Source organism: Marinobacter salexigens, from assembly GCF_002806945.1.
Taxonomy (GTDB): Bacteria; Pseudomonadota; Gammaproteobacteria; order Pseudomonadales; family Oleiphilaceae; genus Marinobacter; species Marinobacter salexigens.
On the sequence record NZ_NIHC01000003.1, the window covers coordinates 452,946 to 479,859 of the forward strand.

At 53.0% G+C, this 26,914-nt stretch carries 27 protein-coding genes and 1 tRNA gene; 10 read left to right on the plus strand and 18 right to left on the minus strand.

Annotated elements, in window-relative coordinates; genetic code table 11:
- The first annotated feature begins 379 nt into the window (after positions 1-379).
- Positions 380-1,186 (plus strand): IclR family transcriptional regulator, encoded by an 807-nt coding sequence (locus tag CDH47_RS07010; RefSeq protein WP_100639134.1) that lies wholly within the window; start codon positions 380-382, stop codon positions 1,184-1,186.
- Between the two features lie 25 nt (positions 1,187-1,211).
- Here CDH47_RS07010 and CDH47_RS07015 read toward each other — a convergent pair whose 3' ends face one another.
- The 16 genes from CDH47_RS07015 to CDH47_RS07085 all read right to left on the minus strand — a co-directional run bounded on the left by CDH47_RS07015 (position 1,212) and on the right by CDH47_RS07085 (position 15,953).
- Complete coding sequence (locus CDH47_RS07015) at positions 1,212-2,708, minus strand: CoA-acylating methylmalonate-semialdehyde dehydrogenase (RefSeq protein ID WP_100639135.1); 1,497 nt, start codon at positions 2,706-2,708, stop codon at positions 1,212-1,214.
- Between the two features lie 35 nt (positions 2,709-2,743).
- Positions 2,744-3,904, minus strand: coding sequence for an iron-containing alcohol dehydrogenase (locus CDH47_RS07020; protein WP_100639136.1), 1,161 nt, complete (start codon positions 3,902-3,904; stop codon positions 2,744-2,746).
- An 84-nt stretch (positions 3,905-3,988) separates the two neighbouring features.
- Complete coding sequence (locus tag CDH47_RS07025; protein ID WP_100639137.1) at positions 3,989-5,320, minus strand: TRAP transporter large permease; 1,332 nt, start codon at positions 5,318-5,320, stop codon at positions 3,989-3,991.
- A complete protein-coding gene (locus tag CDH47_RS07030) occupies positions 5,317-5,817 on the minus strand; it encodes a TRAP transporter small permease subunit (RefSeq protein ID WP_100639138.1) in 501 nt (166 codons plus the stop codon). The genes CDH47_RS07025 and CDH47_RS07030 overlap by 4 nt, the downstream gene beginning before the upstream one ends.
- 64 nt (positions 5,818-5,881) lie before the next feature.
- Positions 5,882-6,565, minus strand: coding sequence for a TRAP transporter substrate-binding protein DctP (gene dctP, locus CDH47_RS17595; RefSeq protein ID WP_205077539.1), 684 nt, complete (start codon positions 6,563-6,565; stop codon positions 5,882-5,884).
- A 3-nt stretch (positions 6,566-6,568) separates the two neighbouring features.
- Positions 6,569-6,985, minus strand: coding sequence for a type 2 periplasmic-binding domain-containing protein (locus CDH47_RS17600; RefSeq protein WP_205077541.1), 417 nt, complete (start codon positions 6,983-6,985; stop codon positions 6,569-6,571).
- Positions 6,986-7,522: 537 nt separating this feature from the next.
- Positions 7,523-8,161: a PASTA domain-containing protein gene (locus CDH47_RS07040; RefSeq protein ID WP_100639139.1), complete on the minus strand. Its 639-nt coding sequence runs from the start codon at positions 8,159-8,161 to the stop codon at positions 7,523-7,525.
- 1 nt (position 8,162) lies between these two features.
- Positions 8,163-9,305, minus strand: coding sequence for a PASTA domain-containing protein (locus CDH47_RS07045; RefSeq protein WP_100639140.1), 1,143 nt, complete (start codon positions 9,303-9,305; stop codon positions 8,163-8,165).
- Positions 9,306-9,308: 3 nt separating this feature from the next.
- Positions 9,309-9,932: a hypothetical protein gene (locus CDH47_RS07050; RefSeq protein ID WP_100639141.1), complete on the minus strand. Its 624-nt coding sequence runs from the start codon at positions 9,930-9,932 to the stop codon at positions 9,309-9,311.
- Positions 9,925-10,662 carry a hypothetical protein gene (locus CDH47_RS07055; RefSeq protein WP_100639142.1) on the minus strand — a complete coding sequence of 246 codons (738 nt, stop codon included), beginning with the start codon at positions 10,660-10,662 and terminating at the stop codon, positions 9,925-9,927. Before CDH47_RS07055 ends, CDH47_RS07050 begins: the two co-directional genes overlap by 8 nt.
- 3 nt (positions 10,663-10,665) lie before the next feature.
- Complete coding sequence (locus CDH47_RS07060) at positions 10,666-11,226, minus strand: hypothetical protein (RefSeq protein ID WP_100639143.1); 561 nt, start codon at positions 11,224-11,226, stop codon at positions 10,666-10,668.
- Between the two features lie 15 nt (positions 11,227-11,241).
- Positions 11,242-12,099: a hypothetical protein gene (locus CDH47_RS07065; protein WP_205077543.1), complete on the minus strand. Its 858-nt coding sequence runs from the start codon at positions 12,097-12,099 to the stop codon at positions 11,242-11,244.
- 21 nt (positions 12,100-12,120) lie between these two features.
- Positions 12,121-12,600 (minus strand): hypothetical protein, encoded by a 480-nt coding sequence (locus CDH47_RS07070; protein ID WP_100639144.1) that lies wholly within the window; start codon positions 12,598-12,600, stop codon positions 12,121-12,123.
- A complete protein-coding gene (locus CDH47_RS07075) occupies positions 12,597-14,351 on the minus strand; it encodes an OmpA family protein (protein WP_100639145.1) in 1,755 nt (584 codons plus the stop codon). The genes CDH47_RS07070 and CDH47_RS07075 overlap by 4 nt, the downstream gene beginning before the upstream one ends.
- Positions 14,338-14,871 carry a hypothetical protein gene (locus CDH47_RS07080; protein WP_100639146.1) on the minus strand — a complete coding sequence of 178 codons (534 nt, stop codon included), beginning with the start codon at positions 14,869-14,871 and terminating at the stop codon, positions 14,338-14,340. Before CDH47_RS07080 ends, CDH47_RS07075 begins: the two co-directional genes overlap by 14 nt.
- A complete protein-coding gene (locus CDH47_RS07085; protein ID WP_153045471.1) occupies positions 14,868-15,953 on the minus strand; it encodes a hypothetical protein in 1,086 nt (361 codons plus the stop codon). The genes CDH47_RS07080 and CDH47_RS07085 overlap by 4 nt, the downstream gene beginning before the upstream one ends.
- Positions 15,954-16,327: 374 nt before the next feature.
- Between CDH47_RS07085 and CDH47_RS07090 the strand changes: the two genes are divergently transcribed.
- Entirely contained in the window at positions 16,328-17,860 is a 1,533-nt protein-coding gene (locus tag CDH47_RS07090) for an esterase/lipase family protein (protein ID WP_100639148.1), read from the plus strand.
- 262 nt (positions 17,861-18,122) lie between these two features.
- The gene (locus tag CDH47_RS07095) at positions 18,123-18,887 is read left to right on the plus strand and encodes a hypothetical protein (protein ID WP_100639149.1); all 765 of its coding nucleotides are present in this window, start codon (positions 18,123-18,125) and stop codon (positions 18,885-18,887) included.
- Positions 18,888-19,131: 244 nt separating this feature from the next.
- Here CDH47_RS07095 and CDH47_RS07100 read toward each other — a convergent pair.
- Together CDH47_RS07100 and CDH47_RS07105 are read right to left on the minus strand one after the other, a co-directional pair.
- Positions 19,132-19,208: transfer RNA gene (locus CDH47_RS07100), tRNA-Arg, on the minus strand.
- A 98-nt stretch (positions 19,209-19,306) separates the two neighbouring features.
- Positions 19,307-19,846, minus strand: a complete 540-nt coding sequence (locus tag CDH47_RS07105) for a YaeQ family protein (RefSeq protein ID WP_100639150.1) — start codon at positions 19,844-19,846, stop codon at positions 19,307-19,309.
- A gap of 75 nt (positions 19,847-19,921) precedes the next feature.
- Between CDH47_RS07105 and CDH47_RS07110 the strand changes: the two genes are divergently transcribed.
- The 7 genes from CDH47_RS07110 to CDH47_RS07140 all read left to right on the plus strand — a co-directional run bounded on the left by CDH47_RS07110 (position 19,922) and on the right by CDH47_RS07140 (position 26,813).
- Positions 19,922-20,287, plus strand: a complete 366-nt coding sequence (locus tag CDH47_RS07110; protein WP_100639151.1) for a CidA/LrgA family protein — start codon at positions 19,922-19,924, stop codon at positions 20,285-20,287.
- Entirely contained in the window at positions 20,280-21,002 is a 723-nt protein-coding gene (locus CDH47_RS07115) for an LrgB family protein (RefSeq protein WP_100639152.1), read from the plus strand. Before CDH47_RS07110 ends, CDH47_RS07115 begins: the two co-directional genes overlap by 8 nt.
- A 167-nt stretch (positions 21,003-21,169) precedes the next feature.
- The gene (locus CDH47_RS07120; RefSeq protein ID WP_100639153.1) at positions 21,170-22,732 is read left to right on the plus strand and encodes an ABC transporter substrate-binding protein; all 1,563 of its coding nucleotides are present in this window, start codon (positions 21,170-21,172) and stop codon (positions 22,730-22,732) included.
- An 82-nt stretch (positions 22,733-22,814) separates the two neighbouring features.
- Positions 22,815-23,864: an ABC transporter permease gene (locus CDH47_RS07125; RefSeq protein ID WP_100639154.1), complete on the plus strand. Its 1,050-nt coding sequence runs from the start codon at positions 22,815-22,817 to the stop codon at positions 23,862-23,864.
- The gene (locus CDH47_RS07130; RefSeq protein WP_100639155.1) at positions 23,861-24,793 is read left to right on the plus strand and encodes an ABC transporter permease; all 933 of its coding nucleotides are present in this window, start codon (positions 23,861-23,863) and stop codon (positions 24,791-24,793) included. The genes CDH47_RS07125 and CDH47_RS07130 overlap by 4 nt, the downstream gene beginning before the upstream one ends.
- A 2-nt stretch (positions 24,794-24,795) precedes the next feature.
- Positions 24,796-25,806 carry an ABC transporter ATP-binding protein gene (locus tag CDH47_RS07135; protein WP_100639156.1) on the plus strand — a complete coding sequence of 337 codons (1,011 nt, stop codon included), beginning with the start codon at positions 24,796-24,798 and terminating at the stop codon, positions 25,804-25,806.
- A complete protein-coding gene (locus CDH47_RS07140; RefSeq protein ID WP_100639157.1) occupies positions 25,803-26,813 on the plus strand; it encodes an ABC transporter ATP-binding protein in 1,011 nt (336 codons plus the stop codon). The genes CDH47_RS07135 and CDH47_RS07140 overlap by 4 nt, the downstream gene beginning before the upstream one ends.
- Positions 26,814-26,914: the final 101 nt, after the last annotated feature.

The window sequence follows — 26,914 nt, forward strand, 5'->3', positions numbered from 1 at the left end:
GATGGCGTTCAAAGCAACCTGCTGGACCAGGCCAGCTAGGGTCAGATAGCGGCACAGACCCTGGAATACATCGGCCAGTTGTACCAGGTCGAGCGGGCAGCCAAAGACCTGTCACCGGATAAACGACAATCCATCAACAATGAAAAAGCTCACCCCTCTGCCGACGGAGAAAAGCAGCGCTATTGATGAACTGCTACCGCACAACTGGAAGCTGGTGAGCATTAGCAGTGTGTGATGGCCGGGCGCTTACGAATAGGATTGGTCGAAGATATGCTTACTAAAGATCACACAGTTTCAGTTTAGGCTAAGCTGTTAACCTAAACGTCCTTATGCTTTTCAACGCCATTATGGCTTTTTAATATAGGTAGGTTTTCAGTCCATGAACGATTCCGCCAAACGCCGCAAGGGCTCCTCGATCCATCGGGTGCTAGAAATTATTGAGCTCGTGTCCACCAGTGAGCGCCCACTGTCACCGGCAGATCTGGCTTTCACCCTAAACATCCCTAAGCCTAGCATTCATCGCCTGCTGCAGCAGCTGGAGGTCGACGGCTTTGTGCAAACAGACTGGCGCGGTTTGGTGGTGCCCGGTGCTCGGATGGTAAAGTCCGCAATTGGCGTGCTTACCAGTAACACGCTGGAAAGTCAGAGATTGTCGGTGTTGCAGCGGCTGGCCGCCGAGATAGGTGAAACCTGCGGCATTGCTATTCCGGTCGGACTGGAAATGGTGTACACCGATCGCGTACAAAGTAATTTGCCGCTGCAACTGTATTTGCAGATTGGCAGCAATGTGCCGGTGTGGTGCACCTCCAGCGGCAAACTGTATTTGAGCTCTTTGCCCAAAGCACAACGCAAGCGTCTGATTCGCAATATGCCGCTGCAGGCGGTAACTCAAAATACTTTGGTAGACGAAAAAACACTGGAAGCGAGTCTGGAGCAAATTGCCGAAACCGGTGTGGGGGTAGACAACGAAGAGTTTGTAGCCGGTATGGTAGCCCTGTCGGTGCCAATACTGGCACCGACAGGGAATTACTTTGCCAGTTTGTTTACCCATGCACCTACGGTACGCAAATCGTTGGAAGATTTGCAGACGTTTGTCCCTCAGCTAAGAGCGGCCGCCAAGGAGCTGAGTTTTATGCTTAAAGAAACGGCTCAGTCAGGTACCGCTCAGCTGCGCGGCCCGGATTGACAGGCCGCAGAGCTTAGCCAGGATGCTAGTTCAAAGTAGGCATGGAGAACTGGGCTCCTTCGCGTAAGTTAGCGCTGGGCCAGCGCTGGGTAATAGTTTTCCGGCGAGTGTAAAACCGCACTCCGTCTGGGCCATAGGCGTTCAAGTCACCAAATAGCGAGCGTTTCCAGCCACCAAAGCTGTGATAGGCCACCGGTACTGGCAACGGCACGTTCACCCCTACCATACCTACCAGTATGTGATCGCTAAAATAGCGTGAGGCTTCGCCGTCACGGGTGTATATACAGGTGCCATTACCGTATTCATGATCATTGATCAGCTGCATGGCCTGCTCCATGCTTTGCACCCGAACCACCTGCAACACTGGGCCAAAAATTTCTTCCTTGTAACTTGTCATTTCTGGAGTTACCCGGTCAATCAGTGTGGCGCCAACAAAAAAGCCTTCTTCGTACCCTTTTGGCTGAAGCTGGCGGCCATCTACCACCACAGTGGCACCCTGCTCTTCTGCGCTATCGATATAGGCAACAACTTTTTGCTGGTGTTGGCGGGTAATTACTGGGCCAAAATCATTCTGAGTGTCTGAGTAAGCCCCCACCTTGAGCGTCTGGATTTCAGCCTGCATGCGCTCAACCAGCCGATCGGCAATATCGTCGCCCACAGCCACTGCAACCGACAGGGCCATGCAACGCTCCCCTGATGAGCCAAACGCAGCACCTAGTAGCGAGTTTACAACATTGTCCAAGTCTGCATCGGGCATCACGATAGCGTGGTTTTTGGCGCCGCCTAGAGCCTGGCAGCGTTTGCCGTTAGCGGCTGCAGTGGAGTATATGTATTCTGCAATGGGAGTGGAACCAACAAAACTGACGGCCTGAATGCGGGGGTCATGGAGTAGGGTGTCTACCGCTTCTTTGTCGCCATTCACCACATTCATTACACCGTCGGGTAAACCCGCTTCTTTTAGCAAGCTGGCAATGAACAGAGTGGCACTGGGGTCACGCTCAGAAGGCTTTAATACAAAACAATTGCCACATACTATGGCCATTGGATACATCCACAGGGGTACCATGGCCGGAAAGTTGAACGGGGTAATACCGGCGACTACGCCCAGCGGTTGAAACTCGCTCCAGGAGTCAATGCCAGGGCCGACATTTCTGCTGTGTTCTCCCTTGAGCAGTTCGGGGGCACCACAGGCGTATTCCACGTTTTCAAGGCCGCGTTGCAGTTCACCGGCGGCATCGTGCAGAATCTTGCCATGTTCTTCGCCAATCAGCCGGCAAATATTGTCAGCGTTTTTCTCCAGCAACTCCTTAAAACGAAACATCACCCGAGCACGCTTGATGACCGGAGTTTTGCGCCATTCCGGAAAGGCTTGCTCAGCGGCGGCAATCGCCTGCTCTACGGTTTGTTGACCAGCGAGGGCCACATCTTTGATAGCCTGGCCGGTTGCTGGATTATAAACCGACTGTGTGCGCACGTGATCGCTGACGCTTTGGCCGTTTATAAGATGTCCAATTAAATGCATGTTGTTATCCTCTTTTTGGGTGTTATGTTGACTGTTCAGTGCCAAAGTTGCTGGTAGAGCGTGATCATTTGCTCAGTGCTTGGTACCCGTGGGTTATTGTCCGGCGAACCGGAGGCGAAGGCCTGCTCGGCCATGGTGTTAAGCAGTTGGTCAAAGTTTTCCTTGCTAACACCAAACTCAGCTAGGGTGGGCACTTTCAGCTCGCGGTTAAAATCGTTGAGTTTGTCCAGCAAGGCTTGATTGGCCACCTCATCGCTATCCCCAGCATTGGCTACGCCGATTGCACGTGCACAGTCGGCGTAGCGTTCAGGGGCGGCCGGTATTGAAAACTTAGTCACGCTGGGCAGAAGCATGGCGTTCGATAGACCGTGAGGCACATGAAAGAACGCGCCAATAGGGCGGCTCATACCATGCACAAGTGCCACTGAGGCGCTGGAAAACGCCATGCCTGCCAAGGTAGAGCCGAGTATCATGGCTTCTCGTGCTTTCAAATCGTTGCCGTGAATATAAGCACGCTTCAGGTTGGGCCCAATTAGCTTCATGGCAGAAAGTGCCTGGCTGTCGCTGAATGGGTTGGCCTTCTGGCTAACATAGGCTTCAATGGCGTGAGTCAACGCGTCAATGCCAGTGTCGGCTGTGGTCCGGGGCGGTACGCTCAAGGTCAGGTTGACATCCACGATGGCAGCCATGGGCATAAGGCCGACGCCGGCGCATAGCATTTTCTCATCGTTGATTTCGTCAGTAATGATGGTAAATCGGGTTACTTCTGAGCCTGTGCCTGCGGTGGTTGGAATTGCCACCAAAGGAATGCCAGCTTCATTGACTTGGCGGGGGAATTTGTAATCGCGGATGTTACCCCGGTGCCGTCCCAGAATGGCAATGGCTTTGGCGCTGTCAATAGGACTACCACCGCCTAGAGCGATAATCAGGTCGTACTGGTGCGTCAGCACGCATTGCAAGCCAGCCTCAATGGATTTCGCCGTAGGCTCGGGCTCGGTGCCGTCAAACACATCTACATGCAGGTTGGCTGCCGAAAGCAAAGCCTGAACTTCCCCTGCGTAACCCAGGGAGACCATCATGCTATCGGTTATGATCAGCACTTTTCGCCCCCCTAACGACTGTACAATCTCCGGTAACTTGGTTAGAGCTCCCGGGCCGATTTCCATAATTCTTGGTAGAACGACTGTGGCAGACATATATTTTCTCCTAAAGTACTGTTACTTTTTGTTGTCGGTAAGAAGATGCGGCCCATATGGCTCTGCTTTGAATGCATCACTGGGTCAGCGCAGCAAGAGACCAGGCAGGCTTGTCACCAACCAGGGGAAAACGGCCAATAGCACGCAAGCGATTAAAATCAGGGCAACAAACGGGATAACTGCCTTGTACAAGTCGATAATTTCAATCCCGGGTGGAGCCACGCCTTTCAGATAAAACAGGGCGTAGCCGAAAGGTGGCGTCAAGAAAGAGGTTTGCAGTACCACGGCGACCATCACCACAAACCACAACATGTCGACTCCCATCGTATCGATAATTGGCAGCATGATCGGGAAGCTGAGCAGTACAATGCCGGTCCAATCAAGGAACATGCCCAGAAAGAACACTAGAAGCAGCATCAAAATTAAGGCACCGGTATTGCCGCCGGGCATCGCCAATACCAGGTCGCTGATAACGTTCATGCCACCCCCGCGAGAAAAAACACCGGTAAAGGCCGTAGCACCGACCATTACCAGCATCACCATGGTCGTGGTTTTACTGGCGTCGATCAGGGTGCTGTAGCAGGTGCTAAGTTTTCGGTCGCCAAATATCATAAACAGCAAAAAAGCGATAAATACCCCAATAGCTGAGGCCTCCGTGGCGGTGGCAAGGCCAGTGAACAGGGCGCCAAGAACCCCCAGGATCAATGCCATCGGCGGCAGCACGTACTTGAACAGCATCATGACAAGTTCACCATTACTGGTTCGTGAGCGCTCTTCAGCCGGCACTTTCGGGCCGTGGTCGGGCTTGATGTAGCAAATCACCAGCACGTAGAGGGCGTACATAACGCCCAGCATCAAGCCGGGCACCAGGGCACCGGCAAAAAGGGCTCCCACCGATACTGGCGAATAGCTAGCCATCAGAATCAACATGATGCTGGGCGGAATCAGAATGCCCAAACAGCCGCTGGCCATGATAACGCCGGTGCTCAACTCCTTGTTGTAGCCGTACTTCAGCATAGGCACCAAAGCAATCATGCCCATTACCGCAATTGATGCACCCACAATGCCAGTAGTGGCCGCCAGCAGCACAGAGACGATAACAACAGTTAGGGCCAAGCCGCCGCGCAGGTTAGCCAGTAGCAGGCGCATAGCATGGAACATCTTCTCGGTAACCCCCGAGTCGTTCAGAAAACGCGCCATCAAAACAAATAGTGGAATAGCCACTAGCACGTAGTTGTCCATGGCGTTGCCGTAAATATTATTCACCAGGGTGCCCATCACGTTCAGCCCCGGCCCAGCCAGTGCACCAATCACTGCCACGCCGCCCAGCACAAATGCCAGTGGGTGGCCCATAAACAAACCGATAATTAACCCCACAAACATCAGGAGGGTTAGTGCTTCAGGGCTCAAGTTCATGCTTGCTCCTCCCGCAGCTGCTGGATTGCGCGGATAACAATGGCAATGCCCTGTAACGAGATCAGCACGGCCGTGACGAAGATAACGCCTTTTATTGGATATACTGGAATTGACACCATGCCATAGGTTGTTTCACCTCGGCTGAACGAGCGCATGAAGAAGCTCCAGCCCAGATTTAGCAGCATCCACATAAAAGGCATGAAGAATATCAGGTAGCCAATCACGTCAAGGAGAGCCTGTGTTTTGAGCGACAGCAGCCGCTTGATTACGTCCACTTCGACATGAATGTGGTGTCGCAAACCATAAGCTGCCATCAGCATGAAGTGAGCCCCGAAGAGCATTTTAGTGATGTCGAATGCCCAGTCGCTGGGTCGGTCAGTGAAGAAGCGTAATCCGATATCGTAAAGGACAATAAGGGTAATCAGCGCAATCATTGGCGCAATGAGACGCCCAAAGAACTCATTAATAGTATCGATCGCCTTGGCAATAGCATTCATGATGAACCTCCGAAATCAAAACGGAAGCAGGCCCGACGAGGGTGCCAGGCCTGCTAGGGGCGTTTTACAAGCATTTTTCGATTGCGGCTAAGGAGGGCAGGTTGTCGATACTACGGCTCATGTTGAATGGAGCAGTTAGATCACGCCAATTGGCGTAATGTTCCATGTAGCTAACCATGGAATGGTAGATCTTGGCGTGCATGGGATCTTCGCATGCACCGCGCACAATTACCTCGTTGGTTATGTCTTGAATTTTTTCGAGGTCTTGGTCAGAGAACTGGTGAATTTTGACCCCTTGTTCCTGTAGCTTGATGGCACCTTCGGTTGAGGTGCGCTCTGTCCAAGAAAAGGACCAAGCCATGGTAGCCTCGGCGGCAACTTTCAATTTTTCCTGGGTGTCCGGGGACAGTTTGTTCCAGGCATCTCTATTGATCATTACACCAAACACACTGGCTGACTGATGCCAACCGGGGGTTGCCCAGTGCTTTGCCACTTCACCAAACCCAAGAGCTTGATCAACCCCCGGAGTATTGAACTCACCGGCGTCGATAACGCCTCGTTCGATGGCCTGATATACTTCGCCTCCGGCCAAAGTTACTTGGGAGCCGCCTAGTTCTTCCAATACCCGCCCCTGGTCTCGGCCAGAGAGCCGGATGCGCTTGCCCTTAAGGTCAGCTAAACCTTTTATGGGTTTACCCCCCATGAAACCCGATTCGTTATTGGTGACAGCGTATGGCAGATACACCATGTTTTACTTGCCATACACTTCCTGGTAAAGATCAAACCCACCCCACTGCTGGATCCAGTTCATATAGTCAACACCGTTGAACAGGCTAGTGGTCGTGGCCAGAGGCGAAAATGCTGAACTGCGACCGGCCCAGTAGCCTGGCCAGTCGGCCGCAGCCTCAATGCTCCCGGTTTCAGTGGCATCAAACACTTCAGTGCCGGGCATCAGAGTACCGCCAGCGCGGAAATTAATGGTCAGATCGTCACCGGTCAGTTTGTTAGCCAACTCTACCCAGTGGCGATCAATTTCAATCAAAGCAAGGTTGTCTGGCCAAGTAGTAGTCATGGTCCAGCGTTCCTTGGCCTGAGCCACTGTGGAGAGAGTGTTGAGAGCGATACCCGCCGCCAGGCTGGTCAGAACAAATTGCATTTTTTTATTCATGGCATGCTTCCTGATGTTTAGTTTGTAAGTTGTTTTTACCGAAGGAAACTTAGAGCTCACTGCAAGTCAAAATACCGATGAAGCTGTGCTTTACGAGCCTTCAATATTTCACGAGCCTTTCATATTTGGCCTATAACGATACGAAACGTATCTATATAAGAGCCGAAAAGCATTCTTTCTCAAGCTCAGAAAAATGTCAACTGATGGTTTTTAGGGGAGGGGGGAATTTACGATGCTACGATTTTAAGAATGGTGAGTTGGCTCGTGGCTCGGCATCTTGGCCATCCCTTCCACGCAAGCAGTCACTGATTCCACGGCAATACGGGAAACAGACGCACCAGGATTTTGGCACTCGGACACCAGCCGAGCTTTAAATTCTGGGGCGTGCCGGCGACGTCTTCGATAAGGGCGGGTTACGCTTACGTTGGTCAAGATAAGTGCCCACTAAGGAATAAGTGGACGCTATATTGAAGGCTTCGGTATCAGGCTCAAGGTGGGTTTGCCGGACGGTTGCCATTGAAGAGGGGCTGAGCAGAGCTAACCCGTGGTAACCACAATCGCACTGTCTTCGCGGACGACGGCGCCGGGAGTGGGGTTTTGTGTGGCTACTTTGGCATCCGCATTCGCTTCGTCGATTCCTTCAAGAACCAGATCGAAACTCTCTGCCAGAATTGTGGCCTGGGCGCTCGTCATACCGGTGAAGTCAGGAACAACGCGGGCGGCTTCCGCGCCGCTGGGGGCTGGAACGGCAACAATGCGGAACTTGATTTTGGCTCCCACCGTGCCGGTGAAACCGTAGCTGTTGCGATAGCCGGCATCGACCGGAGCCGCATAGATGCGAGGCTTGGCCGCCACTCGGCGGCTGAGCATTTTTGTGCCGAGCGGGGCGAGGGGAGCTGCACTGGGAGTTGGTTGTGGCGCCGAGTTTCCGGTAACCGTCAGGGACAGGGTTAACTCGCCTTCGGTTTCGGGAATTGCGTAGAACGTTGGCCTATAGCCCGTCTCGCGCATAATACGCGTAAGGTCGTCGCCGTTTTCATACAGCGCCAAACTCTGTTCCAGAGAGCCAGCATCCAGTGCGGCTTGGGCTTCCGCAACCCCCCGGCCCACTGACGCAATCAGATCGCCTAATGGAGCTGCGCCAATATCCTGTGCAAGTTTTCTCAAGTCTGACATGTCAGCTTTCCTTTTGAGGTCCGATAGCGACCATCAGGCGGATGATTGTCTCGGGTGGAAGATCGCCGCCTGCGGCGGGATTCTGCGTAATAATTGCACCCACGGGTTTACCCGGCACCTCGATCACTTCAACGCGGCGACCGAGCGGGCGGAGGATCCGGGCGGCTGAGGCCGGTGTCAGGCCAACAACGTCAGGCATGGCCCGACCGCCAGAATCTGAGGCAGACGACTTGGGCCGGACACCGAAGCTGATCTCGCTGGCGGCCTTGGAGTCAACGCGTGACAATTCGGCAGCATCGAACGGCTTGAACCGGTTGCCGCCATCGGCCAGGTAGCCTTTTAGCGTGATGCGTGCGTCAGCAAGCTCAACGCCCTCGGCTTCCATTCCACGTAAAGAGTTAGCGATTGTGGTGGCCAGGGTACCTATCTGAGGGGCAGCTGCTTCGGCGCCGCGCAACTCGTCCAGTTCGGCTTTTAAATTATCGCGTTCAGATGTCAGCCCGTTGAACCGAGAGTTCAGGGTGTCCTCACGTGCCTTGTGGTCTCGCAATGCAATTTCGGAGCTGAGCAGTTGAAGTTTCAAACGAGAAATTTCCTGAGTTGCAACATCGTCCATAGGGCCGGATTGTGGCATTTCGGTTTTTTCAAGCTGCGCCTTAAGGTCAATCAGGTTAACGTCCTTTTGCGCAATCTGGGCTGCAAGTTCATCGCGGTTTTTTTCCAAAGCCTTGGTAGTCTGTTTGGCGTCGAGAAACCGCTGCATCAGAACGTCTTTCTCTGCCTTGAGAGTCTGGGATTCGCGCTCGGATTTTGCCAGGCGGTCTCTGAGCGGATTGGCTTGGCCACCGCGCACTGTCTTGCCAAAATCCACAATGAGCGTGGTTCTGCCCACTTCTATTAACGGGTTCTCGGCCAACACTTCGCCCCGGCCGCCCGCAAGACGAAAATGAGGCATAACGTTCAGATTCTTCAGCTCGCTTCCGTCCATTCTCAGCTTGAAACTGCCGGCTTGGGTCGTTCGTGATTGCGCTATCGTTTTCCAACCGCCTTTCAGTGTTTGCAGTTGCAAATTTACAACCAGATTAGCGGCGGGTTTTCCGTTGGAGTTCAGAAGAGTACCTGTCCCGACGATGGCTCTGATCATAGATCACGCTTCCTTTTTCAAGCTGATGCGCGTTTCAGCGCCCGCCGCGCGCACCAAAACAATGGCGCTTTCACCGGTCTTTAATGCGCGGGACCCTATACCGATGATGGCTATTCCGGTCTGGTCAGTTTGGGTTTGCTGCTCAGCAAGAAGTGCCAGCCGTCGAGCTGATGTCAGCGTCGTTCCGTGCATAGCGCTGCTTGCCTCTGCGTCAAACTCCAGTTCCACCGGAGTCTGTGTGAGAATTTCGCCAGCGCTGTTAGATAAGCGCACTTCAATTGAGTTACCGCGCTGGATTGCGGCAATGAGGGTTTGCGGCAAACCACCGTTGGGTGGCACGGCGACGATTTTACCACTGATGGTCGAACTGATCGTATTTCGAGATGATGAAGTACCAGAGGGCTGTAACAGCCATCTTTTTCCGCTACTGCTGGTGTTGCTGGCCTCAACTGTTTCTATTTCAAAGGTGAAGTCCAGTTCGGGAATGCGGTAGCTCGGCAGTGGCCGGCCAAATGGGTCTGCAGGCGGCAATTCTGCCATCGTCTGTTGTGCATCGGTCAGGGCGCTGGCCAGCCCGCCCAGAAGGGCCGCTATCGCGTCGGCTGATATATTGGCTGGGTCAGACATGGTCTGTTCTCGCTCCTTGTGTGCTTCGTCGGTCTAGTCGGGCGGCGTCTCTGCTCGCGTCAGGATCCTGCGGTCTGCGTTGGCGCTCGAGTTCACGTGCTTCTTGAAAGCGTGCTGTGCGCCGCGAAAGCGCTAGCGCGCGTAATTTGTCAAGATCGCCGGAACCGCCGCGTAGAATATCCAGTCTTTCAGATGCTCGTTCCAGTGCTCCGGGCCTCTCGGGCAAGCGTGGCTCGGGCAGGGTGGTTTTCAGATCACGCATGTCTGGCGACTCGCGCAAGCGCATCATCCGCTCCAGAGGGTCCGATTCGGCCTGAGTTGCCGGGCTTTTCAAATTGCGTAACCCGGTTCTCTCCGCGAGATCTTGAATTGCACGCTGCCCGGTTCGCTGTGGTGGTTCTGAGGCACTTGCCTGGGTTGCTTGCAATACTCGTCTCAACCTGCCGTCACTCAGTTCATCGTGGGGCGAACCGGGAGCCTGCCGCCGATCTCTGGCTGCCGCCCAGGCATCGTCGGCTGCCCGGCGAACCGAAAGGGGGGTAATAGGGAAACGGCTGTCGCTATTATCCGCCGGACGCCCGGTCAGAGCCGCCATCCGCGCTTCCAGCGCCTCCCGTTGATGCAAAAGTGCCCGCAGATCCGCCGGCAGCATACCTGCGTTTATTTGCGGCGTTTCGGGCGCTGCATTTGCGCTTCTCGTGCCCAGGTTGCGAAGAGAGTTACGGGCCATAGTTTACGTGTCCGCTGCAGGAGAGGGCGGAGTAGAAAGAGCGCGCAGACGCTCTTCAAGAATGGCCGGTGCCGGCACGGTAACCAATTTCGTACGGAGCAGCGATGAACCCTCTGCGCTGTATTGATACTTGCTGGAATAGCTGGCTGAAACCGTGGACACATTGGCCTTGGCCGAGGCTGAGAAGAATCCCACTTTGCCCGATACGGAGGCGGCGACTTTTGTCGATGATGTCTTTTCCGCGTCTTCCTGGCTCATGGTGATTGAGATTTTTACCTCGATCAAGGTGTCGACGAATTGATAAAAGGTTGGGGTGAAACCCAACTCCAGCAGCGAATAGCTGTCATTCGCTTTGTTGGGGCCTATCTGAACGAGATTGTTGCGCCCCGCATCAAAGCCGGTCCCTCTTTCATCGTCTTCTTTTTCGGGGCTGAAGCCCGCCATAAGACGCGCGATTTTCATCGACACTATGTCCAGTTCATACTGCGCTTCGGCAATGGCGAGCCCCATCGACCGAATCATCGCAGGGAAGGGAACGTTGAGCAGGTCCTGTCCGATGGCCATCTGTTAATCCTCCGATCAGGTGTTGTCGTCAGTATCCAGAATTTCCGTGAGACGGGCGCGGCGGGTTTCTTCCTCGATGTCCACGAAACCGCGAATGCGTTCTTCAAGAATCGCGGGTGGCGGCACCGGAACCAGTTTGGTTCGCAGCAGGCTCGCCCCCTCGGCGGAGTAGGAATACTTTGACGAGTAGGTCGCATCGACCTGAGTTGTTTGCACCGACGATTTGCCCGCATAACTGCGCGAACGCTTACCCCCGAACAGCCCCATCAGTCCCCCGCCGCGTTTTGAGCGTTTTGATGATGAACTTCTGTCGCGCGACGCCTCGGTGCGGGTGCGTGTGGACTCGTAACTGCGGGTCATCTTGATTGCGATTTTTACTTCAATGATTGTGTCCACAAACTGATAGAACGTGGGGGTAAAGCCCAGTTCCATCATCGACAGGCGGGTAGGCACGCGAATGATTTCGTCCAGCAGTGGTTTGCCGTCAACCTGCGCACTGGCGATTGCAGATTCGCCGTTACTAGCCAGGTCTTTGCTTTGAGTGGCGCTAAGTTGACCCAGTTCGCTGACCAGGTTGAGTACCACCTCTGTTAGTTTGACGGAATCGGCGTCCAGCGCGCCGGTTAAACTATCGTCGAAGATTGCGTAGGCCAGTGCCGCGCGCACACTCATGTACTCGTAGCCAAAAAAGATGCGGCTGTCGTCGAAGGTCTGGTTGCCTTCATCGTCGAAAACCGATTGCAGGCCACCCATCATTTCGGCGGTTCGCATGCCCGACTGATCAAGTTGGAACTGGCTGTCGGCGATTGCGAAAGCCATGTCCCGGATCATCTCCCCCATGGGAACGTTCAGAAGGTCCTGTCCGATTGACATGTGTCTAATCCTCTTAAGCTGTTACGGATTTGCCGGTTTTGGCAATGTGGGTGTTGCCGCCCGAAGTACCTCTAAAAACTGTTCAGGTGGTGGCAGTGAGACCAGTTTGGCGGCTATGGATGACGCGCCCTCAGCCGAAACAGAAAACTTGCGTTCGTAACTGGCGGAAACAGTCGCCGCAGCCATAAAGAAAGGCGTGCCGCCCGAGGCGGAAACTTCCAGGCTACCGCCATAGCTTGTGCCTTCGCTCATGGTGTAGGACAGCTTCGCTTCGACCGTGGCCTCGGTGAAGGCGTAGAAGGTTGGGGTGAAACCGAGCGAGAGCAAGTTGTAGTTGTTGCCGCCGATCTCGACGTTGGTTTCAGCCATGGTTTTGGCAAGATTGGCCGAGTTTAAATCCAGCGCAAACTGCGCACCTGCGATGGCCAGACCCAGTTTTTCAACAATATCGGGCAGTGGCGCCTGGGTAAGCGCCTTTGTGGTTTTAACGACGCTGCTCATTTGTCTAGCTCATTTTGATAAGCGCGAATTTGCTCCAGAAACTCTGGTGGTGCGGGAATCGACACCAGACGCGCTGAAATCGCTGAATTGCCGGTGACTTCCTGGTTAAACTGTCGCGAAAAACGGGCATCGACGGAAACACCCACAGCCGTGGTTCGGTTGGCGCCCTGTTTTTGAGATTTTACGGTGCGTTGGCTGCGGGAGAATTGCGACGTGATCGTGAAATTGCTGCTTTCGGAAATACTGATTTCGCGGTTGTCTTTGGTGAACAATTGCACTTGAAATCCGTCCTGCGCCCGCGCTACCTGAACCACGTTGCCGGTTGCCCAGGCGCTGAGGTTGGCGGCGGCGTTGATGTCGCGGGCCAGATTGTTGGCGTAAGAAATCGCCGTTCCGGGGCTGCTCTGATTTGCCGAGCCGCTGAAGCTGAATGATGTGCCTTCTACGGTGACACCGTTGCCGGCTAATACTGTCGACAACTCGACTACATTATAAAGAGACACGTAGGCGTTGCCAGGCCCTGTCGGGTTTCCAATATTGTTTGGTGCAATTTCTGCCGGCACGAAATCTGATTTATGGCCAGCGAAAACTAGATAGTAATCAAGATCTAAAATTGTAATAGATGTTGTTCGGTAAGCCTGATTATCTTCTGGTCCAGTTGGATCATCCGCGCGGTGTTGTGCCTCGCCACGGCTGCGTGGGTTTGAGTAGGTAACCTGCGAGGCTGGAACGCCCCAGCGGTTAACTAAACACTCCCACACTTTTTCAGCTCGGGCAATGCCCAGCGTAATGTTACGTGCTTGCGAACCTTGGCGGTCTGTGAGCCCTTCTAGCTCAACGCGTAACCCTGTGTCTTTTAAAACCTGTGCGAGTTTTTCTAATAACGAGATACTTTCCGCACTGAGATTCGATATACCTTTGGCGTATTTCACTTGGGGTGTAACAAGAGCACGAGCGCCCGGGGTGAAATGCCCGGTTTCAAAACCAGCGGCCTGTAATTGGGATTCAAAATGAGCGATATAAGATGGTAGATCGGCTTGCGCAGTCGTCGACACCGTCAAAGTACTGTTAACGATGAAATCTGTGCCTTGGTTCTCGCGAATACGGAATACAGCGTTGTCAAAATCCGGGCTTAAAAAAGCAATCGTTGGCGAGTTCACCAGCACTTTGTCGGTTGGGGTATTCAGGCCCATTGCGGGACGTTCGATCGGGTCACGCTCAATCAGCGTGTCGATACCGCTGTCGCCTGCGGTCAGCAGACGCCGCAGGTCGGCGAGTCTGGTCATGGGATTGTCACCGGCCGGCGTAAAGCTCTGTCCAGTGTTCAAAACCAGAGCGCCCTGGCTGTCGGCGCGCATGGTCATTTTTGCGCTTTTGATCTCGGAGCGGTTGCTGCTTTCGTTGATGATTTCTTCACTATCGAGGTTTCCGCTCTGGCTGTCGTCGCTGGTGTCTTCGGCCTTGGCCGAAAACCCGAATTCGTCACTGCTGCCGACCTCCATACGCAGCTGCATGGAGCAGCTGATGTCTGCATATTGGTAGTGGTAAAAAGCGGGTGACAGGCCTAAATCAAGCAGTGATCGGCCACCAAGGTCGTCGCGCCGCGTGGTAAACGCTTCGATCTGTCGAATCGAGTTGTTGTCCAGGTCTACCTGCGCAGCGGCAATGCCCTTTCCGAGTTCTGAAATAAAAGTGGCGACGCTGCTGTCGGCGAGTATCTCGCCCGGGGTCATATCTTTAAGATCCGGCACAGGCGTTCTCCTTCATGAAATGAACTTCACCGGCTTCGGCATCTGCGTGGCGCAGTGCCTCAGGATTTATGATGCTTTTGCTGTGCTGCCGCAGTATTCCGGAAAGCCAGCTTGGGGTGATGGTTAACTGGCGCCGCCGGGCATCCTGCAGTGCATTGAGAATGGGGCCGCCCAACCCTGCGGCCTCAGCCAGCGCGGCGTCGGCCTCTTGCTTTTGCTCCAGGGTAAACAGTAAAACGATGCGCCTTTGCAACAAGCCGGCTCGCACCCGGCTGCCTAATTCGCCTCCTTTCTCCTGCTGCTCCTCCAGAGCACGCTCGGTCAGCGCCAAGGCTTGCCGGGCTTCGCCTGCGGCCTCTAGCGCGTCCAGAATGCATTCGGTGTAGTGATACAAAAACACCGGGTTTGCTCGCTGCTTTACCGCAAGTTGAAGCGCATGACGATAACGTTCCAGCGCGGCTGGGTGATTGCCCTTCAGGCTATGTTGTTTTCCGGCTTCGGCAATTTGTAAATGGATCATGGCGCGACTTCCTCGAAGCGGATTGGGGCGCCGGCTTTTTCGATACTGTAGGCCAACCATCGGGCATCCAGGTCTGGCAAATCGGTGCCTACCCGCGCGGGTAGATGCTCTGGCAGATTCTTGCCTGCTGCCGCCAAAACGTTGGCCAGAGCGTTGCGGTCGGGGGCGTCTTCGACGACCAGATCACAGCGTTCGAAACCTGATGCCTCAAGGGTTACCGGCAAACCTGCGGCAACGCACCGGCTGACGGCTGCGGATGCCTCGTCAAAAGGCAGGCGTTCGGCAAGAGCCAGGGGGGCATGAGTTTGTAACAGGGGTATTTGATCGGTCGTCACTCCGAACAGTTCTGCTAGAACGGGTGCAGCGAGACAGGAAAGGGGCGGCGTAGAGGCAAGCACCACGTCAAACCGCAGCAGGCCCCGCGGAATCAGGCGCGCGATGCCCTTGGGAATGCGTTGATACAGAGCTTTCGCCTGCTCCGGCGCTAATCCCAGTGGAATCAGTCCTTTTTTGCTGCCGGCCAGTTCACTAATGGCAGGCAGTGAGGCCATGCTCTGGGTTAGATAAAGATCGAATAGCCCCTTATCTTCGCTGGCTGTCATCAATTCGATGCCTGTACCAAGGCGCTCCCGCAGGGCTTCAACGGCGGCATGACTAACATTACCGAGAACCAGTCCGGGCGGCATCGCCAACATTCTGAAAACCTGATCGGGAGCAACCCCGGTCACCCGTGCAATGGTCTCGACGGCATGTGGGATACGTGCGGAATCTGCAATGTATACAGCCAGCTGAAAAGTTTTTACGGTCTGGGGAACCGTCGCATCGTTTGCAGCACTTGTGACATCAAGCCCGAGTCTGGCGCAATGGCTCAGCAGCTCTTGCAAGTTGTCGGCCGGGATGTTGCGAGCGAGTACACTTGGCGCACGGTATATGTCTTGAGAGAGTGATTGCACAGGAACACCAAGGGCAGACGCCATTACAGTTATGCCCGCCATATCAACCTGGCCAGGTGACTGGATAATTAACGCGTAGGTTTCCACATAAGAATCCTCTTGCCAGCGTTCGAAGCGACATAACTTCATGGCAGTCGTCAGACTTTTTTAAAACTGTATATGCGACACTTTCAAGTTAGTTTGTTTTTGTTAATTAGCGAGAAAATAATTGATTTTAATAGAGATTGTGTCGTTCTGCGCGACGCGTCTGAAAAGGCGACTGGATTTGATTTGCAGGCTGTTACGCTGGTTAGTAGCGGTAATATACCTGCAACTCGCCAAGCCTCTACGAAACCAAGTGTGATTCAGTTTGGGCTTTACTTTGCTGCAGTAGTTAATGTTGACTATAGTTCAGATAGCACATGAAATGGGTGAGTATCGCACTTATTGAGTAGTCGTGACTTCGATCAGCTTTAGCTGGTGCACTCAACAAAGAGTTGTAGTGAGTTGGCGGGAGAGATCACATGACAATGAATGCCCCATGCTACCCGATCATTTATGTTCGGGGCTTTGCAGCGACGATGGCGGAGATAGACGAGACTTCGGCTGACCCTTACATGGGATTCAACCGTGGATCAACCGTGCTAAGGCAAGACCACCAACGCAAGCCTGTATCCTTTATCTTTGAATCGCCACTTCTTCGCCTGATCAAAGACCACGAATATATAGATGCATTTCAAGGAGGTCGCTACCTCGATAAGCCTGGTGAAGTTCCAGCGAAGTCAATTTGGGTGTTTCGTTATTACGAAAGGGCTTCAAATTTACTTGGCAATGGCGAGCGGGTCAGTATGGAGCAGTTCGCGCTCGATCTGAGACGCTTTATTCTGGATGTGCGTGATGCTACGTGTGGAGACAGTCAGGTTCAAAAGGACGCCTTCAAGGTGCACTTGGTTGCGCACTCAATGGGTGGTTTGGTTTGCCGTTGTTACCTGCAGAATATCTGCCGTCATGGTGTGCCTGATGACTTGGATGGATCAGGTCTAGAACTCACTGAAGAGGGTGGCAACCCGCATTATGTAAGTAAATTGTTTACCTATGGTACACCGCATAATGGTATTGATGTGCTGGGGATTAACGTGCCTGATTTAGGGCCGATTGACCGGTTCCATATATCCAACTTTTCCAAGAAGCGCATGCGAGAATATTTGAAAATCAGCAAAAAATCTGTTGCTGTGAACTCGCTGGATGGTGCGCTCGATCCCGAATGCTGCTTTTGCTTTATCGGTTCTGATTTCAAGGATTACAATGCATTCTTCAAACTCTCTAAGCAGGTAACCGGGCCCGCCAGTGATGGGCTGGTCATGATGGCCAATGCGTACGTTGAACAGGCACCGAGATCGGTGACATATCGTAGTCACTCTGGGCATTTTGGGTTGGTGAACTCCGAGTCAGGATATCAAAACCTAAGGCGATTTCTGTTCGGGTCGATTCGGATAGCGGCTAGGCTACGTGTGAATCGTGTAGACCTGCCGCCAGGAGTGCAGAATAAGCGTGCCAATAACGCTGAGGTGAGGGGCTCCTACTACTTCGATACCGTGACACGCGTGCGGGCCGCGCCAAACTATGCTTTGCACGAAAGACGTTACGAGCATGCTTCTGCGCTGCTGCGTAGTTATGACGAGCTAATTAAAGAGCAAAAACCGGTATATCTGTTTACTGGCTATCTGACCGAAGATGCCCGGCAAGCATCTGACCAGGCTTTGATATTTACGATAGATATCGGGGTACGTGCTCCATTATTCGAAGTTAATCGCAAGTTTTGGTTTGATGAGCACTTTGAAGGTTTTATGTACCAAGAGCAAATTACATTGGCAATACGCGATAAAACTATTCGGTATGGGCTTTCTTTGAAGGATGGAATCGGCAATGCTCCCCATAAGACGGAGATAATTGAGGAGCAGGGCCAACGGAAAATCCATTTACCGCTGGGCACTGCTACAAATGCGCGTCCGGGTTTTCAGGGGAATCTGGAACTAATTGTAGATGAGTGGCATTAAAGGCTATTTTACCAGCCTCGAAGTTATCGCGGGCTGTCCAATACTTATTTATATTAGTTCAAAGTAAATGTTGCCACATGCATACTAGAATAGGGTTAGTGTTCTTAACTTCCGAAAACATTGCGGGAAAAATGAGGGGAAGGGGGCCGTGCAGCCCGAGTGATGTTGGAATAACTTATTTTGGAGTTGAAAGCGATGCTTCTGAAAATCGGGGCCCAATCGAGCCGCCCCTAAAATAAAGCGCTATAAAAGAGCTCCCTCTATGTTAAGTGGCCTGATAGAAAGAGTGGTTGACAAGCTGGGGTTGCAAAAACTCGTTAGCATTATTTTTTTTGTCTCTTGCGTTTTTTACGCTCCAATTTTTCTTGTTGCACCCATCATTATTATTTTTTGGATAATTCCATTTAATGATGTTGCTCATTTAATGATGGAAGGTTGGTTCTGCATAATTAAAAATACAGAAAAATATCTTCCTGAAGCTCTTGAGAATATTGGGATAACTGAAAAATTTTCAGAATTATTGATACTTATATTTTTTTTGATTTTGCCTTTTGTGTTCATCGCTATAAGCGTTTTAGTTATTGCTATCGTGGCCATGATGGTAGCGAAGTTTTTTGGGGAATCGATTAAAAACTACCGCGATAGCTATAATCATTCTTTGAGATATTTGTATGTGAAGGCTCTGTCTAATTGGTTTGAAGCGAATCGCGAAAAGAACTTACATAAGCTGGAGATATCCCACATATATGAACAAAACAAATATTTTATGGAGCAATGTGAAAAAGTAAAAAACGGAGAGCACTATTATTTGCCAGGTTCAGATTTTAACGAATTAATTAATATGTCTGATCATGAGCGTATGACGAAGATCCTGGAAAAATCTCAAAGTATATATCAGGAAGTTAAAAGCAATCAGAGTTTTATAGAAAAGCCATGTCCTAAAAGCTTTATAATGGAAGTCACTATTTTTTTTGCGGTGATACTTTTCGTTGGGTTAGTCTGGAAACTTGTCAGATTGGTTTTATAATGCACAGTAATCAACTAAGATTGACCACTCTTTAAGAGAAAGGGAGTTGTTTGACAGTGACTTTTAGTTCCGATGAGTTTGCTCAATTCGGTAGTGGTTGGCCCGAGTCCGAGGATCTTTTCGAAGTGCGAGCTTAAAGCTAAGCGACATAGGTTTAAGACATGAGAGGGCTATTTCTGTGGACACAATTTGGGCACAGCCAAATAAAAAGGCCCTACGCTCTCACGTAAGGCCTTGAAAAATATGGCGCGCCCGACAGGATTTGAACCTGTGACCCCTGCCTTCGGAGGGCAGTACTCTATCCAGCTGAGCTACGGGCGCATTCGAATACGACGGCTGTGCGTCAATTTCGAGAGCGCAATCTTACGTGCGCAGGCCTGCGCTGTCCAGCCTTGGTGTGTTCGTGAAGGCAGTCTGGGTTACGGAAAAAGCTGGGCTGGCGTAATATTTGCCAGCGCATCCTCATTGCTGAACGACACTTCGCCATCCTGAATGGTCACCTGATAATTCATGTTCCGCTCAGCGAGTTTGGCCAGGGCTTCGGTGGATTCGCTCTGTAGCTCAATTATCGTCAGGTTTTTGAAACGGCTCAGCTTGCTGTGATGTTTTTCCAGCCACAGCGGCACAGCACGGCCACCGTAAGCGTAGAGGATAACCTGGCGCGCGCGGTTGCAGGCTTTGCGCAGGCGGTTTTCGTCGGGCAAACCCAGCTCAATCCAAAGTTCAATCTCATCGCTCAGGCTTTTCTGCCACAGTTCCGGTTCGTCGTCTGTGCTCAAGCCTTTGGTGAATTCCAGGTCGTCGCTGGCATTCAGGGCAAAGGCCAGGAGGCGAATCATCATGCGCTCATCATTCTCTGAGGGATGCTGCGCTATGGTGAGCTGATGGTCCGCATAATAGTGCCTGTCCATGTCGGCAATATTGAGCGTGGCTTTTACTATAGTTGCTTTAAGCGCCATGGCTGTCCTGCATTGGTATCAAGATGTTGATTTGCGGTAGTGTAAAGCAATTCTGTGGGTGGTGAGTAAGACGACATGCCAATGTTGCGTGGTTTTCTGATTCTGGTTCTGTTTTTCCTGCTTGGTGAAGCCATGCGGGTACTTTTTCTGTTGCCGGTCAGTGGCGGCGTGCTGGGCATGATTTTTATGACGCTATCATTGATGCTGCGGGGCAGGGTGAGTGAGGACCTGGCAACGGCAAGTCAGGCGCTGATCTCAGTGCTGGTGTTATTGATCATGCCGGGCGTGGTGGGAGTATTCTTTATGGCTTCACAGTTCTCCGGCCAGTGGTTGGCGGTGGCTGTTGCCTTGTTGTTGGGGACCTTCCTGAGTGTTCTTACAACACTGTTGATCATGAAAGGCATGCTTCGTTTGTCGTCTCGAGGGCGTTCAAATGACTGAGTTGGCCAGCCGCTTTATCGCTATACCCGATGTGTTGTCAACCAGCCCTGTGCTCGCAATCGGGCTTACCCTGAGCGCCTTTTTTGTCGGGAACTGGCTGTTCGCTCGCCTTGGAAAACCGCTGTGGATGCCACCGGTTTTGCTCTCTGCCGTTATTTTGTCAGCGGTGATTGCGGTGTTATCCATTGATTATGTTCGCTATCAGGAAGGGGCGCTCTGGATTACAGTGCTGCTTGGGCCGGCTACCGTGGCTCTGGGGATTCCCCTATATCAGCAAATCCACCATATCCGCGCCATGTGGCTTCCAATAGTGGTTACTCTTCCTCTGGCAGCCACTATGGCGGCGGTGTATGCCGTGGTGATTGCCTGGGCCATGGGAGCTACGCCTGAAGTACTGGCATCGCTCGCGCCCAAATCTGTAACTGCGCCGATAGCCATAGGGATCACCGAACAATTAGGCGGGTCGGTAGCGCTGATGATGGGGGGGTTGCTCATAACCGGAGTGGTCGCCACTTTGTTTGTCGACCTTCTGGCAAGGTGGCTGCCGGTTGAGGATGAGCGCATTCTCGGTTTTGCGCTTGGCCTCAATGGCCATGCGATTGGCACGGCCAGGGCGTTTGAAATCAGTCATACCGCCGGAGCTTTCTCCTCTCTGGGTATGGGGCTTACAGGTGTCTTTACGGCACTTATCCTGCCTCTGGTGTTTCGCCTCTGACGGCACGAAACGCTTGCTGAATGCATCGTCATTCAGTTCGTGCATAGCCGTAAGTTGCAATTTCGATTGCCGTAAGTAGTTTCCGGGGCTAGTTTCTATAACAGGCGTCCGGTGCGCCTGAAGTTAGGTGTGCCGTAAAAACTCGTAAAACAACGACGGAAAACGCAATGAAAAAACTACTTGCAGCATTTATTGGTACCATGGCGCTTGCTACTGCGCCTGTAGCTCTGTCTGCTGAGGCAACGAAAGAGCTTAAAATGGCGTATGACGCCGATCCGGTCACTCTCGATATTCATGAGCAGCTCTCCGGCGGGATCCTGCAGTTGTCTCACATGTCTTTTGATCCGCTGGTGCGCTGGACCCAAGAGTTGGATTTCGAGCCCCGCCTGGCCGAAAGCTGGACCCGTGTGGATGACAAAACCATGCGTTTTAAACTCCGCGAAGGGGTCAAGTTCCACTCAGGAAACGAGCTCACCGCCAAAGATGTTAAGTTTACATACGATCGCCTGAAAGAAAGTCAGGACTTCAAAGCCATCTTCAAGCCCTTTAGCGGCATCAATATTATCGATGATTACACCTTTGAGCTGGTGACCAGCGAGCCATTCCCCCTGTTACTCAATACCGCAACATACATCTTCCCGCTGGACAGCGAGTTTTATTCCGGCGAAACAGAAGACGGCAAGATGAAGGGCGCTATCCTCAAACATGGCAACTCCTTCGCTTCCGATAACCTTTCTGGCACCGGCCCCTATAGAGTGACATCCCGCCAACAGGGCGTGCGCATGGAGTTCGAGCGCTTTGCGAACTACTGGGATGAAGAATCTCCCGGCAACGTGAAGAAGATCGTTCTGACTCCGATCAAAGAGAACAATACCCGGGTTTCGGCACTGCTGTCTGGCGGCGTGGATTTCATTGCGCCGGTGCCCCCTACCGATCTTGATCGCATCAAGCGTGACAAGAACTCGGATCTGGTCACCATGAGCGGTACCCGCATCATTATGTTTCACATGAACCAGGATCGGGTTGAAGCCTTCAAGAACCCCAAGGTCCGTCAGGCGGTAGCCTATGCCATCAACCAGGAAGGCATTGCGGCCAAGATCATGAAAGGCTTTGCCACACCTGCCGCCCAGCTCTCGCCGGCTGGCTACCAAGGCTACAACGAATCCCTGAAGCCCCGATATGATGTGAAAAAAGCCCAGGAGCTGATGAAAGAAGCGGGTTACGAGGACGGCTTCACCATCACCATGATGGCGCCGAACAACCGTTATGTGAACGATGACAAAATCGCTCAGGCAGCGGCCGCTATGCTGGCTCGCATCAACATCAAAGTGGACCTTAAAACCCTACCAAAAGCGCAGTACTGGCCAGAGTTTGATAACCGTTCTGGTGACATGATGCTGATTGGCTGGCACGCGGATACTGAAGATTCCGCCAACTTCTATGAGTTTCTGACCTTCTGCACCGAAGCGGGCAGTGGTGCAGGCCAGTATAACGCAGGCAATTACTGCAACCCGGAAATCGATGCGCTGGTTGCAAAAGCCAATGTTGAAACCGACATAGAAAAGCGTACCGCTATGCTGCAGGAAGTTGAGCAGCGCCTGTACGACGATGCTGCTTTCGTGCCGCTGCACTGGCAGGATCTGGCTTGGGCCAGCAAGAAGAACGTGAAGATTGAGCCGATTCTGAACGTGATGAACTTCCCGTACCTGGGTGATCTGATCGTCGAGTAAAGGGGGAAATTGCCCCTCTCTCCAACCTCTCTCCCGCTAGGGGAGAGAGGCTTTTTAAATACTCATCAGTGGTAATTCCTGCATGTTAGCGTTTTTGGTTCAACGCATTTCCCAGGCAGTGTTGGTCATGTTCGTGATCAGTGTGATCGCTTTTGCCATCCAGGACGGTCTTGGCGACCCGCTTCAGGAAATGGTCGGCATGTCCGTTTCCATGGAGGAGCGCGAAGCCCTGCGTGAAGAGCTGGGGCTGAATGATCCCATGGTGGTTCAGTATCTGCGCTTTGCAGGTAAAGCCATTCAGGGCGATTTGGGGAATTCGTATTTTTACGGCAAGCCAACGCTCACAGTGATTGCTGAGCACCTGCCGGCAACCCTGGAGTTAGTGATCGGGGCCAGCTTGATCATCATGCTGCTGTCTGTGCCCATCGGCGTTTACGCTGCCATCCGACCGCAGGCGTGGTTGGCCAAATTTTTCATGGGTGTGAGTACGGTTGGTATATCTATTCCGGTGTTCCTCACGGCCATTGTGCTTATTCAGATCTATTCCATTGGCATCACTGTTGAGTGGTTCCCTGCGGATACTGGCTGGGGCCAGTGGCTGAATGGTGCCCTGAGCACGGAGGGTGGCATGCCGTCCTACGGTCGTGGGGATGATCTCACACACTTGTTCGGCACCTGGTATTCCGGCTTTTTTACAGAGCTTGGGTTGATGCACCTGGTACTGCCTTGTGTATCTTTGGCGTCCATCATGCTGCCCTTGTTTATCCGGCTGATTCGCGCAGAAATGATGGAAGTGCTGCAAAGCGATTACATTCGCTATGCCCGGGCGAAAGGCCTGAGCTCGGCGCGCATCAACTTTCTTCACGCACTTAAAAACACCATGTTGCCCGTTATCACGGTAGGCGGTGTTCAGGTGGGCGTTATGGTGGCCTATACCATTCTTACAGAAACCGTATTCCAATGGCCCGGCGTCGGGCTGATGTTTCTGGAAGCGATCACCCGTAGTGATATCCCATTGATCGTGGCCTACCTGATGGTGGTTGGCCTGATTTTCGTGATCACAAATACATTGGTAGATCTGGTTTACGGGCTGGTGAATCCCACGGTGAAACTGACAGGTAAGAAAGCATGACTACGGCGACCCTTTCCCGCTGGAATCGCTTTCGCGAATCCTTCCTCTGGTACAGCTTCAAACGCGACAAGGTGGCAATTGCCAGTTTTATTGTATTGCTTCTGATGGTGTTTGCGGCTGTGTTTGCGCCTCTGTTCGCTCCCACGAACCCCTACGATCTGGCGCAGATCGATATCATGAACTCGGAACTTCCGCCGGTGGGTATGCCGGGGGCCGATGCAGCCTTCCCTCTGGGTACGGATGCCCAGGGCAGGGACATGCTCTCCACTATTCTGTACGGCACCCGTGTGTCACTGCTGATAGGCTTTGGCGCGGTAGTGCTGCAGGCGGCGCTGGGCATTTTATTCGGGCTGCTGGCAGGTTATCTGGGTGGCAGGGTGGATTCCATTCTGATGCGCATTGCCGACGTTCAGCTGTCCTTTTCTACCCTGATGGTTGCCATCATTGTAGGTGCAGTGTTCAAGGCCAGTTTTGGCAACCTGATGTTTGGTGAAATCGCCATCTATATGCTGATCTTCATTATCGGTGTGGCCGAGTGGCCGCAGATTGCCCGAACCGTTCGGGCATCTGTGCTGGCGGAGAAAAAGAAGGAATACGTGGATGCAGCCAAGGTGATGGGCTATCGCACCAACCGCATCATGTTCCGCCATATTCTGCCCAATACCCTGTCGCCAATTTTTGTTATCGCCACCGTGCAGATTGCGAATGCGATTATTTCTGAAGCAGCCCTGTCGTTTCTGGGCCTGGGTATGCCTGAAACCCAGCCGTCGCTCGGTTCGCTGATCAAATCCGGCTTTGATTACATTCAAAGCGGTTCCTGGTGGATAACGCTGATTCCCGGCCTGGTGCTGGTCGTGCTCGTTCTGGTCATTAACCTCTTGGGTGACTGGTTGCGGGATGTTATGAACCCACGGCTGTACAAGGGCTAGATATGAAAAATCACACACCATTGCTGGAAGTAAAGAATCTGGATGTACGATTTGCCGTTCGTGGCGGTGATCTCACAGCCCTGCGCGGTATCAGTTTCAGCCTCGATAAAGGTGAGCGGTTAGGGTTGGTGGGGGAGTCCGGCGCCGGTAAGTCCGTCGCAGCCTTCTCCATTCTCAACCTGATTGCGCGCCCCGGTTATATTGCCGGTGGGCAGATTTTGCTTGAAGGGAAAGACCTGGCCGCCATGAGCGAGCGCGAACTGCGTAAGATTCGCGGCAACCGCATAGCCATGATCTTCCAGGACCCCATGATGACCCTCAACCCGGTGCTGAGCATTGGTACCCAGATGGTCGAGGCTATCAAGGCGCATCGCCGGATCAGTACCAAAGCGGCGCGGGATATCGCCCTCGACAGGTTGCGCAAGGTGCAGATTCCCTCCCCGGAAAAGCGGCTTGACCAGTATCCCCACGAGTTATCCGGCGGTATGCGCCAGCGGGTAATTATTGCCATCGCCTTGCTGTTGGACCCTGAAATTATCGTGGCTGATGAGCCCACTACCGCGCTGGATGTGACCATTCAGGCCGAAATCATGGCGCTTTTGCTGGAGCTGTGCGAACAGGAAAATGTCGCACTTATGCTGATTACCCACGATCTGGGTGTTGTTTCCCAGGTTACCCAGCGCATGCTGGTAATGTACTCGGGCCGCATCATTGAGCAAGGCCCCACCCGGGAAATCATCAACGATGCCCAGCACCCCTACACCCAGGGGTTGATCAATGCCCTACCACAGATGGGTGAGCCGGGTGCGCGACTGTTCCAGATTCCCGGCTCCATGCCGTCTCTGAAAAACGTACCGACTGGTTGCCCCTTCCACCCGCGCTGTGACTTTGCCACCGACCAATGCCGGCAAACCATGCCGGAGTATGTTCGTTCGGGGAATGTGGATGTGGCGTGTTACGAAGTCAGCAACCTGATTGAGCAGGAGAAACGCATGCAGGAGGCCGGATCATGACCTCCCCGTTGGTAGAAATTCGCGGGCTGGAAAAACGGTTTGATTTGTCTGGCGGCCTGCTTGAGCAAATTACGTTCAAGGGCGGCCGGTTTCAGCGCAAACAGGAAGCGGTTCATGCCATTAACGGTGTGGATCTGCAGGTACGCAAAGGTGAGGCCTTGTGCGTGGTGGGTGAATCCGGCTGCGGTAAATCCACGGTTGCCCGTACCGTTATGGGTTTGTTATCGCCCAGTGCGGGTGAAGTGCATTACGACGGCCAGCGCATCGACAACCTGAAAGGCCGGGATGTACTGCCGTACCGTCGTAAAATGCAAATGATCTTCCAGAATCCCTATGCCTCTCTGAACCCGCGCATGACGATTCAGCAGACTCTGGAAGAGCCGATACGCTTCCACCAGCCGGATATAGCTCGCAGTGAGGTACAGGCCAAGGTTCAGGAAGTCATGGCATCTGTGGGCATAGACCCGGATTGGGGCAGCCGGTTTGGTCACGAGTTCTCCGGCGGCCAGCGCCAGCGCATAGCCATTGCCCGCGCTTTGGCTGTAGACCCTGAGTTTATTGTGGCGGATGAACCCATCTCGGCACTGGATGTCTCCATTCAGGCCCAGGTGTTGAACCTGCTGATGGAAGCCCAGGAAACCCGAAACCTGACCTATTTGTTCATCACCCACGATCTGGCGGTGGTAGAGCACTTTGGTACCCGGGTGGCGGTGATGTACCTCGGGCGGGTGTGTGAGCTGGCGGACACCAAAACCCTGTTTGCCGAGCCGCGACACCCCTATACCCAGGCGTTGCTTTCCGCTATCCCCAAGCTGGAAGACGACCGGCCAAATTACATTCGCTTGCAGGGAGAAGTGCCAACGCCCGTGAACCTGCCATCAGGCTGTGTATTCCATGGCCGTTGCCCCTATGCCAATGAGCGCTGTCGTAAGGAAATACCGAAGCTGATTGCGACAGACGGCGGCGCACAAGTGGCATGCCATGCGGTGGAAGAAGGGCGGTTATAGAGCAGGATTTAAGAGTGCTGGTGCAATGGGCTATGATGCGCGCAGAGAATGGCTTATGAAAAAACCATCACTCTTTACCTTCACTCGATACTGCAATCTGC

What these genes read in the sequence shown, in the direction of transcription:
- CDH47_RS07080 (WP_100639146.1), bottom strand. Translation starts at nt 14,871, where the DNA reads ATGATCCATTTACAAATTGCCGAAGCCGGAAAACAACATAGCCTGAAG.
- CDH47_RS07045 (WP_100639140.1), bottom strand. Translation starts at nt 9,305, where the DNA reads ATGATCAGAGCCATCGTCGGGACAGGTACTCTTCTGAACTCCAACGGA.
- CDH47_RS07065 (WP_205077543.1), bottom strand. Translation starts at nt 12,099, where the DNA reads ATGTCAATCGGACAGGACCTTCTGAACGTTCCCATGGGGGAGATGATC.
- CDH47_RS07050 (WP_100639141.1), bottom strand. Translation starts at nt 9,932, where the DNA reads ATGTCTGACCCAGCCAATATATCAGCCGACGCGATAGCGGCCCTTCTG.
- CDH47_RS07010 (WP_100639134.1), top strand. Translation starts at nt 380, where the DNA reads ATGAACGATTCCGCCAAACGCCGCAAGGGCTCCTCGATCCATCGGGTG.
- CDH47_RS07040 (WP_100639139.1), bottom strand. Translation starts at nt 8,161, where the DNA reads ATGTCAGACTTGAGAAAACTTGCACAGGATATTGGCGCAGCTCCATTA.
- CDH47_RS07060 (WP_100639143.1), bottom strand. Translation starts at nt 11,226, where the DNA reads ATGGCCATCGGACAGGACCTGCTCAACGTTCCCTTCCCTGCGATGATT.
- CDH47_RS07055 (WP_100639142.1), bottom strand. Translation starts at nt 10,662, where the DNA reads ATGGCCCGTAACTCTCTTCGCAACCTGGGCACGAGAAGCGCAAATGCA.
- CDH47_RS07030 (WP_100639138.1), bottom strand. Translation starts at nt 5,817, where the DNA reads ATGAATGCTATTGCCAAGGCGATCGATACTATTAATGAGTTCTTTGGG.
- CDH47_RS07135 (WP_100639156.1), top strand. Translation starts at nt 24,796, where the DNA reads ATGAAAAATCACACACCATTGCTGGAAGTAAAGAATCTGGATGTACGA.
- dctP (WP_205077539.1), bottom strand. Translation starts at nt 6,565, where the DNA reads ATGGTGTATCTGCCATACGCTGTCACCAATAACGAATCGGGTTTCATG.
- CDH47_RS07085 (WP_153045471.1), bottom strand. Translation starts at nt 15,953, where the DNA reads ATGAAGTTATGTCGCTTCGAACGCTGGCAAGAGGATTCTTATGTGGAA.
- CDH47_RS07120 (WP_100639153.1), top strand. Translation starts at nt 21,170, where the DNA reads ATGAAAAAACTACTTGCAGCATTTATTGGTACCATGGCGCTTGCTACT.
- CDH47_RS07025 (WP_100639137.1), bottom strand. Translation starts at nt 5,320, where the DNA reads ATGAACTTGAGCCCTGAAGCACTAACCCTCCTGATGTTTGTGGGGTTA.
- CDH47_RS07130 (WP_100639155.1), top strand. Translation starts at nt 23,861, where the DNA reads ATGACTACGGCGACCCTTTCCCGCTGGAATCGCTTTCGCGAATCCTTC.
- CDH47_RS07090 (WP_100639148.1), top strand. Translation starts at nt 16,328, where the DNA reads ATGACAATGAATGCCCCATGCTACCCGATCATTTATGTTCGGGGCTTT.
- CDH47_RS07095 (WP_100639149.1), top strand. Translation starts at nt 18,123, where the DNA reads ATGTTAAGTGGCCTGATAGAAAGAGTGGTTGACAAGCTGGGGTTGCAA.
- CDH47_RS07015 (WP_100639135.1), bottom strand. Translation starts at nt 2,708, where the DNA reads ATGCATTTAATTGGACATCTTATAAACGGCCAAAGCGTCAGCGATCAC.
- CDH47_RS17600 (WP_205077541.1), bottom strand. Translation starts at nt 6,985, where the DNA reads ATGAATAAAAAAATGCAATTTGTTCTGACCAGCCTGGCGGCGGGTATC.
- CDH47_RS07070 (WP_100639144.1), bottom strand. Translation starts at nt 12,600, where the DNA reads ATGAGCAGCGTCGTTAAAACCACAAAGGCGCTTACCCAGGCGCCACTG.
- CDH47_RS07105 (WP_100639150.1), bottom strand. Translation starts at nt 19,846, where the DNA reads ATGGCGCTTAAAGCAACTATAGTAAAAGCCACGCTCAATATTGCCGAC.
- CDH47_RS07140 (WP_100639157.1), top strand. Translation starts at nt 25,803, where the DNA reads ATGACCTCCCCGTTGGTAGAAATTCGCGGGCTGGAAAAACGGTTTGAT.
- CDH47_RS07115 (WP_100639152.1), top strand. Translation starts at nt 20,280, where the DNA reads ATGACTGAGTTGGCCAGCCGCTTTATCGCTATACCCGATGTGTTGTCA.
- CDH47_RS07125 (WP_100639154.1), top strand. Translation starts at nt 22,815, where the DNA reads ATGTTAGCGTTTTTGGTTCAACGCATTTCCCAGGCAGTGTTGGTCATG.
- CDH47_RS07020 (WP_100639136.1), bottom strand. Translation starts at nt 3,904, where the DNA reads ATGTCTGCCACAGTCGTTCTACCAAGAATTATGGAAATCGGCCCGGGA.
- CDH47_RS07110 (WP_100639151.1), top strand. Translation starts at nt 19,922, where the DNA reads ATGCCAATGTTGCGTGGTTTTCTGATTCTGGTTCTGTTTTTCCTGCTT.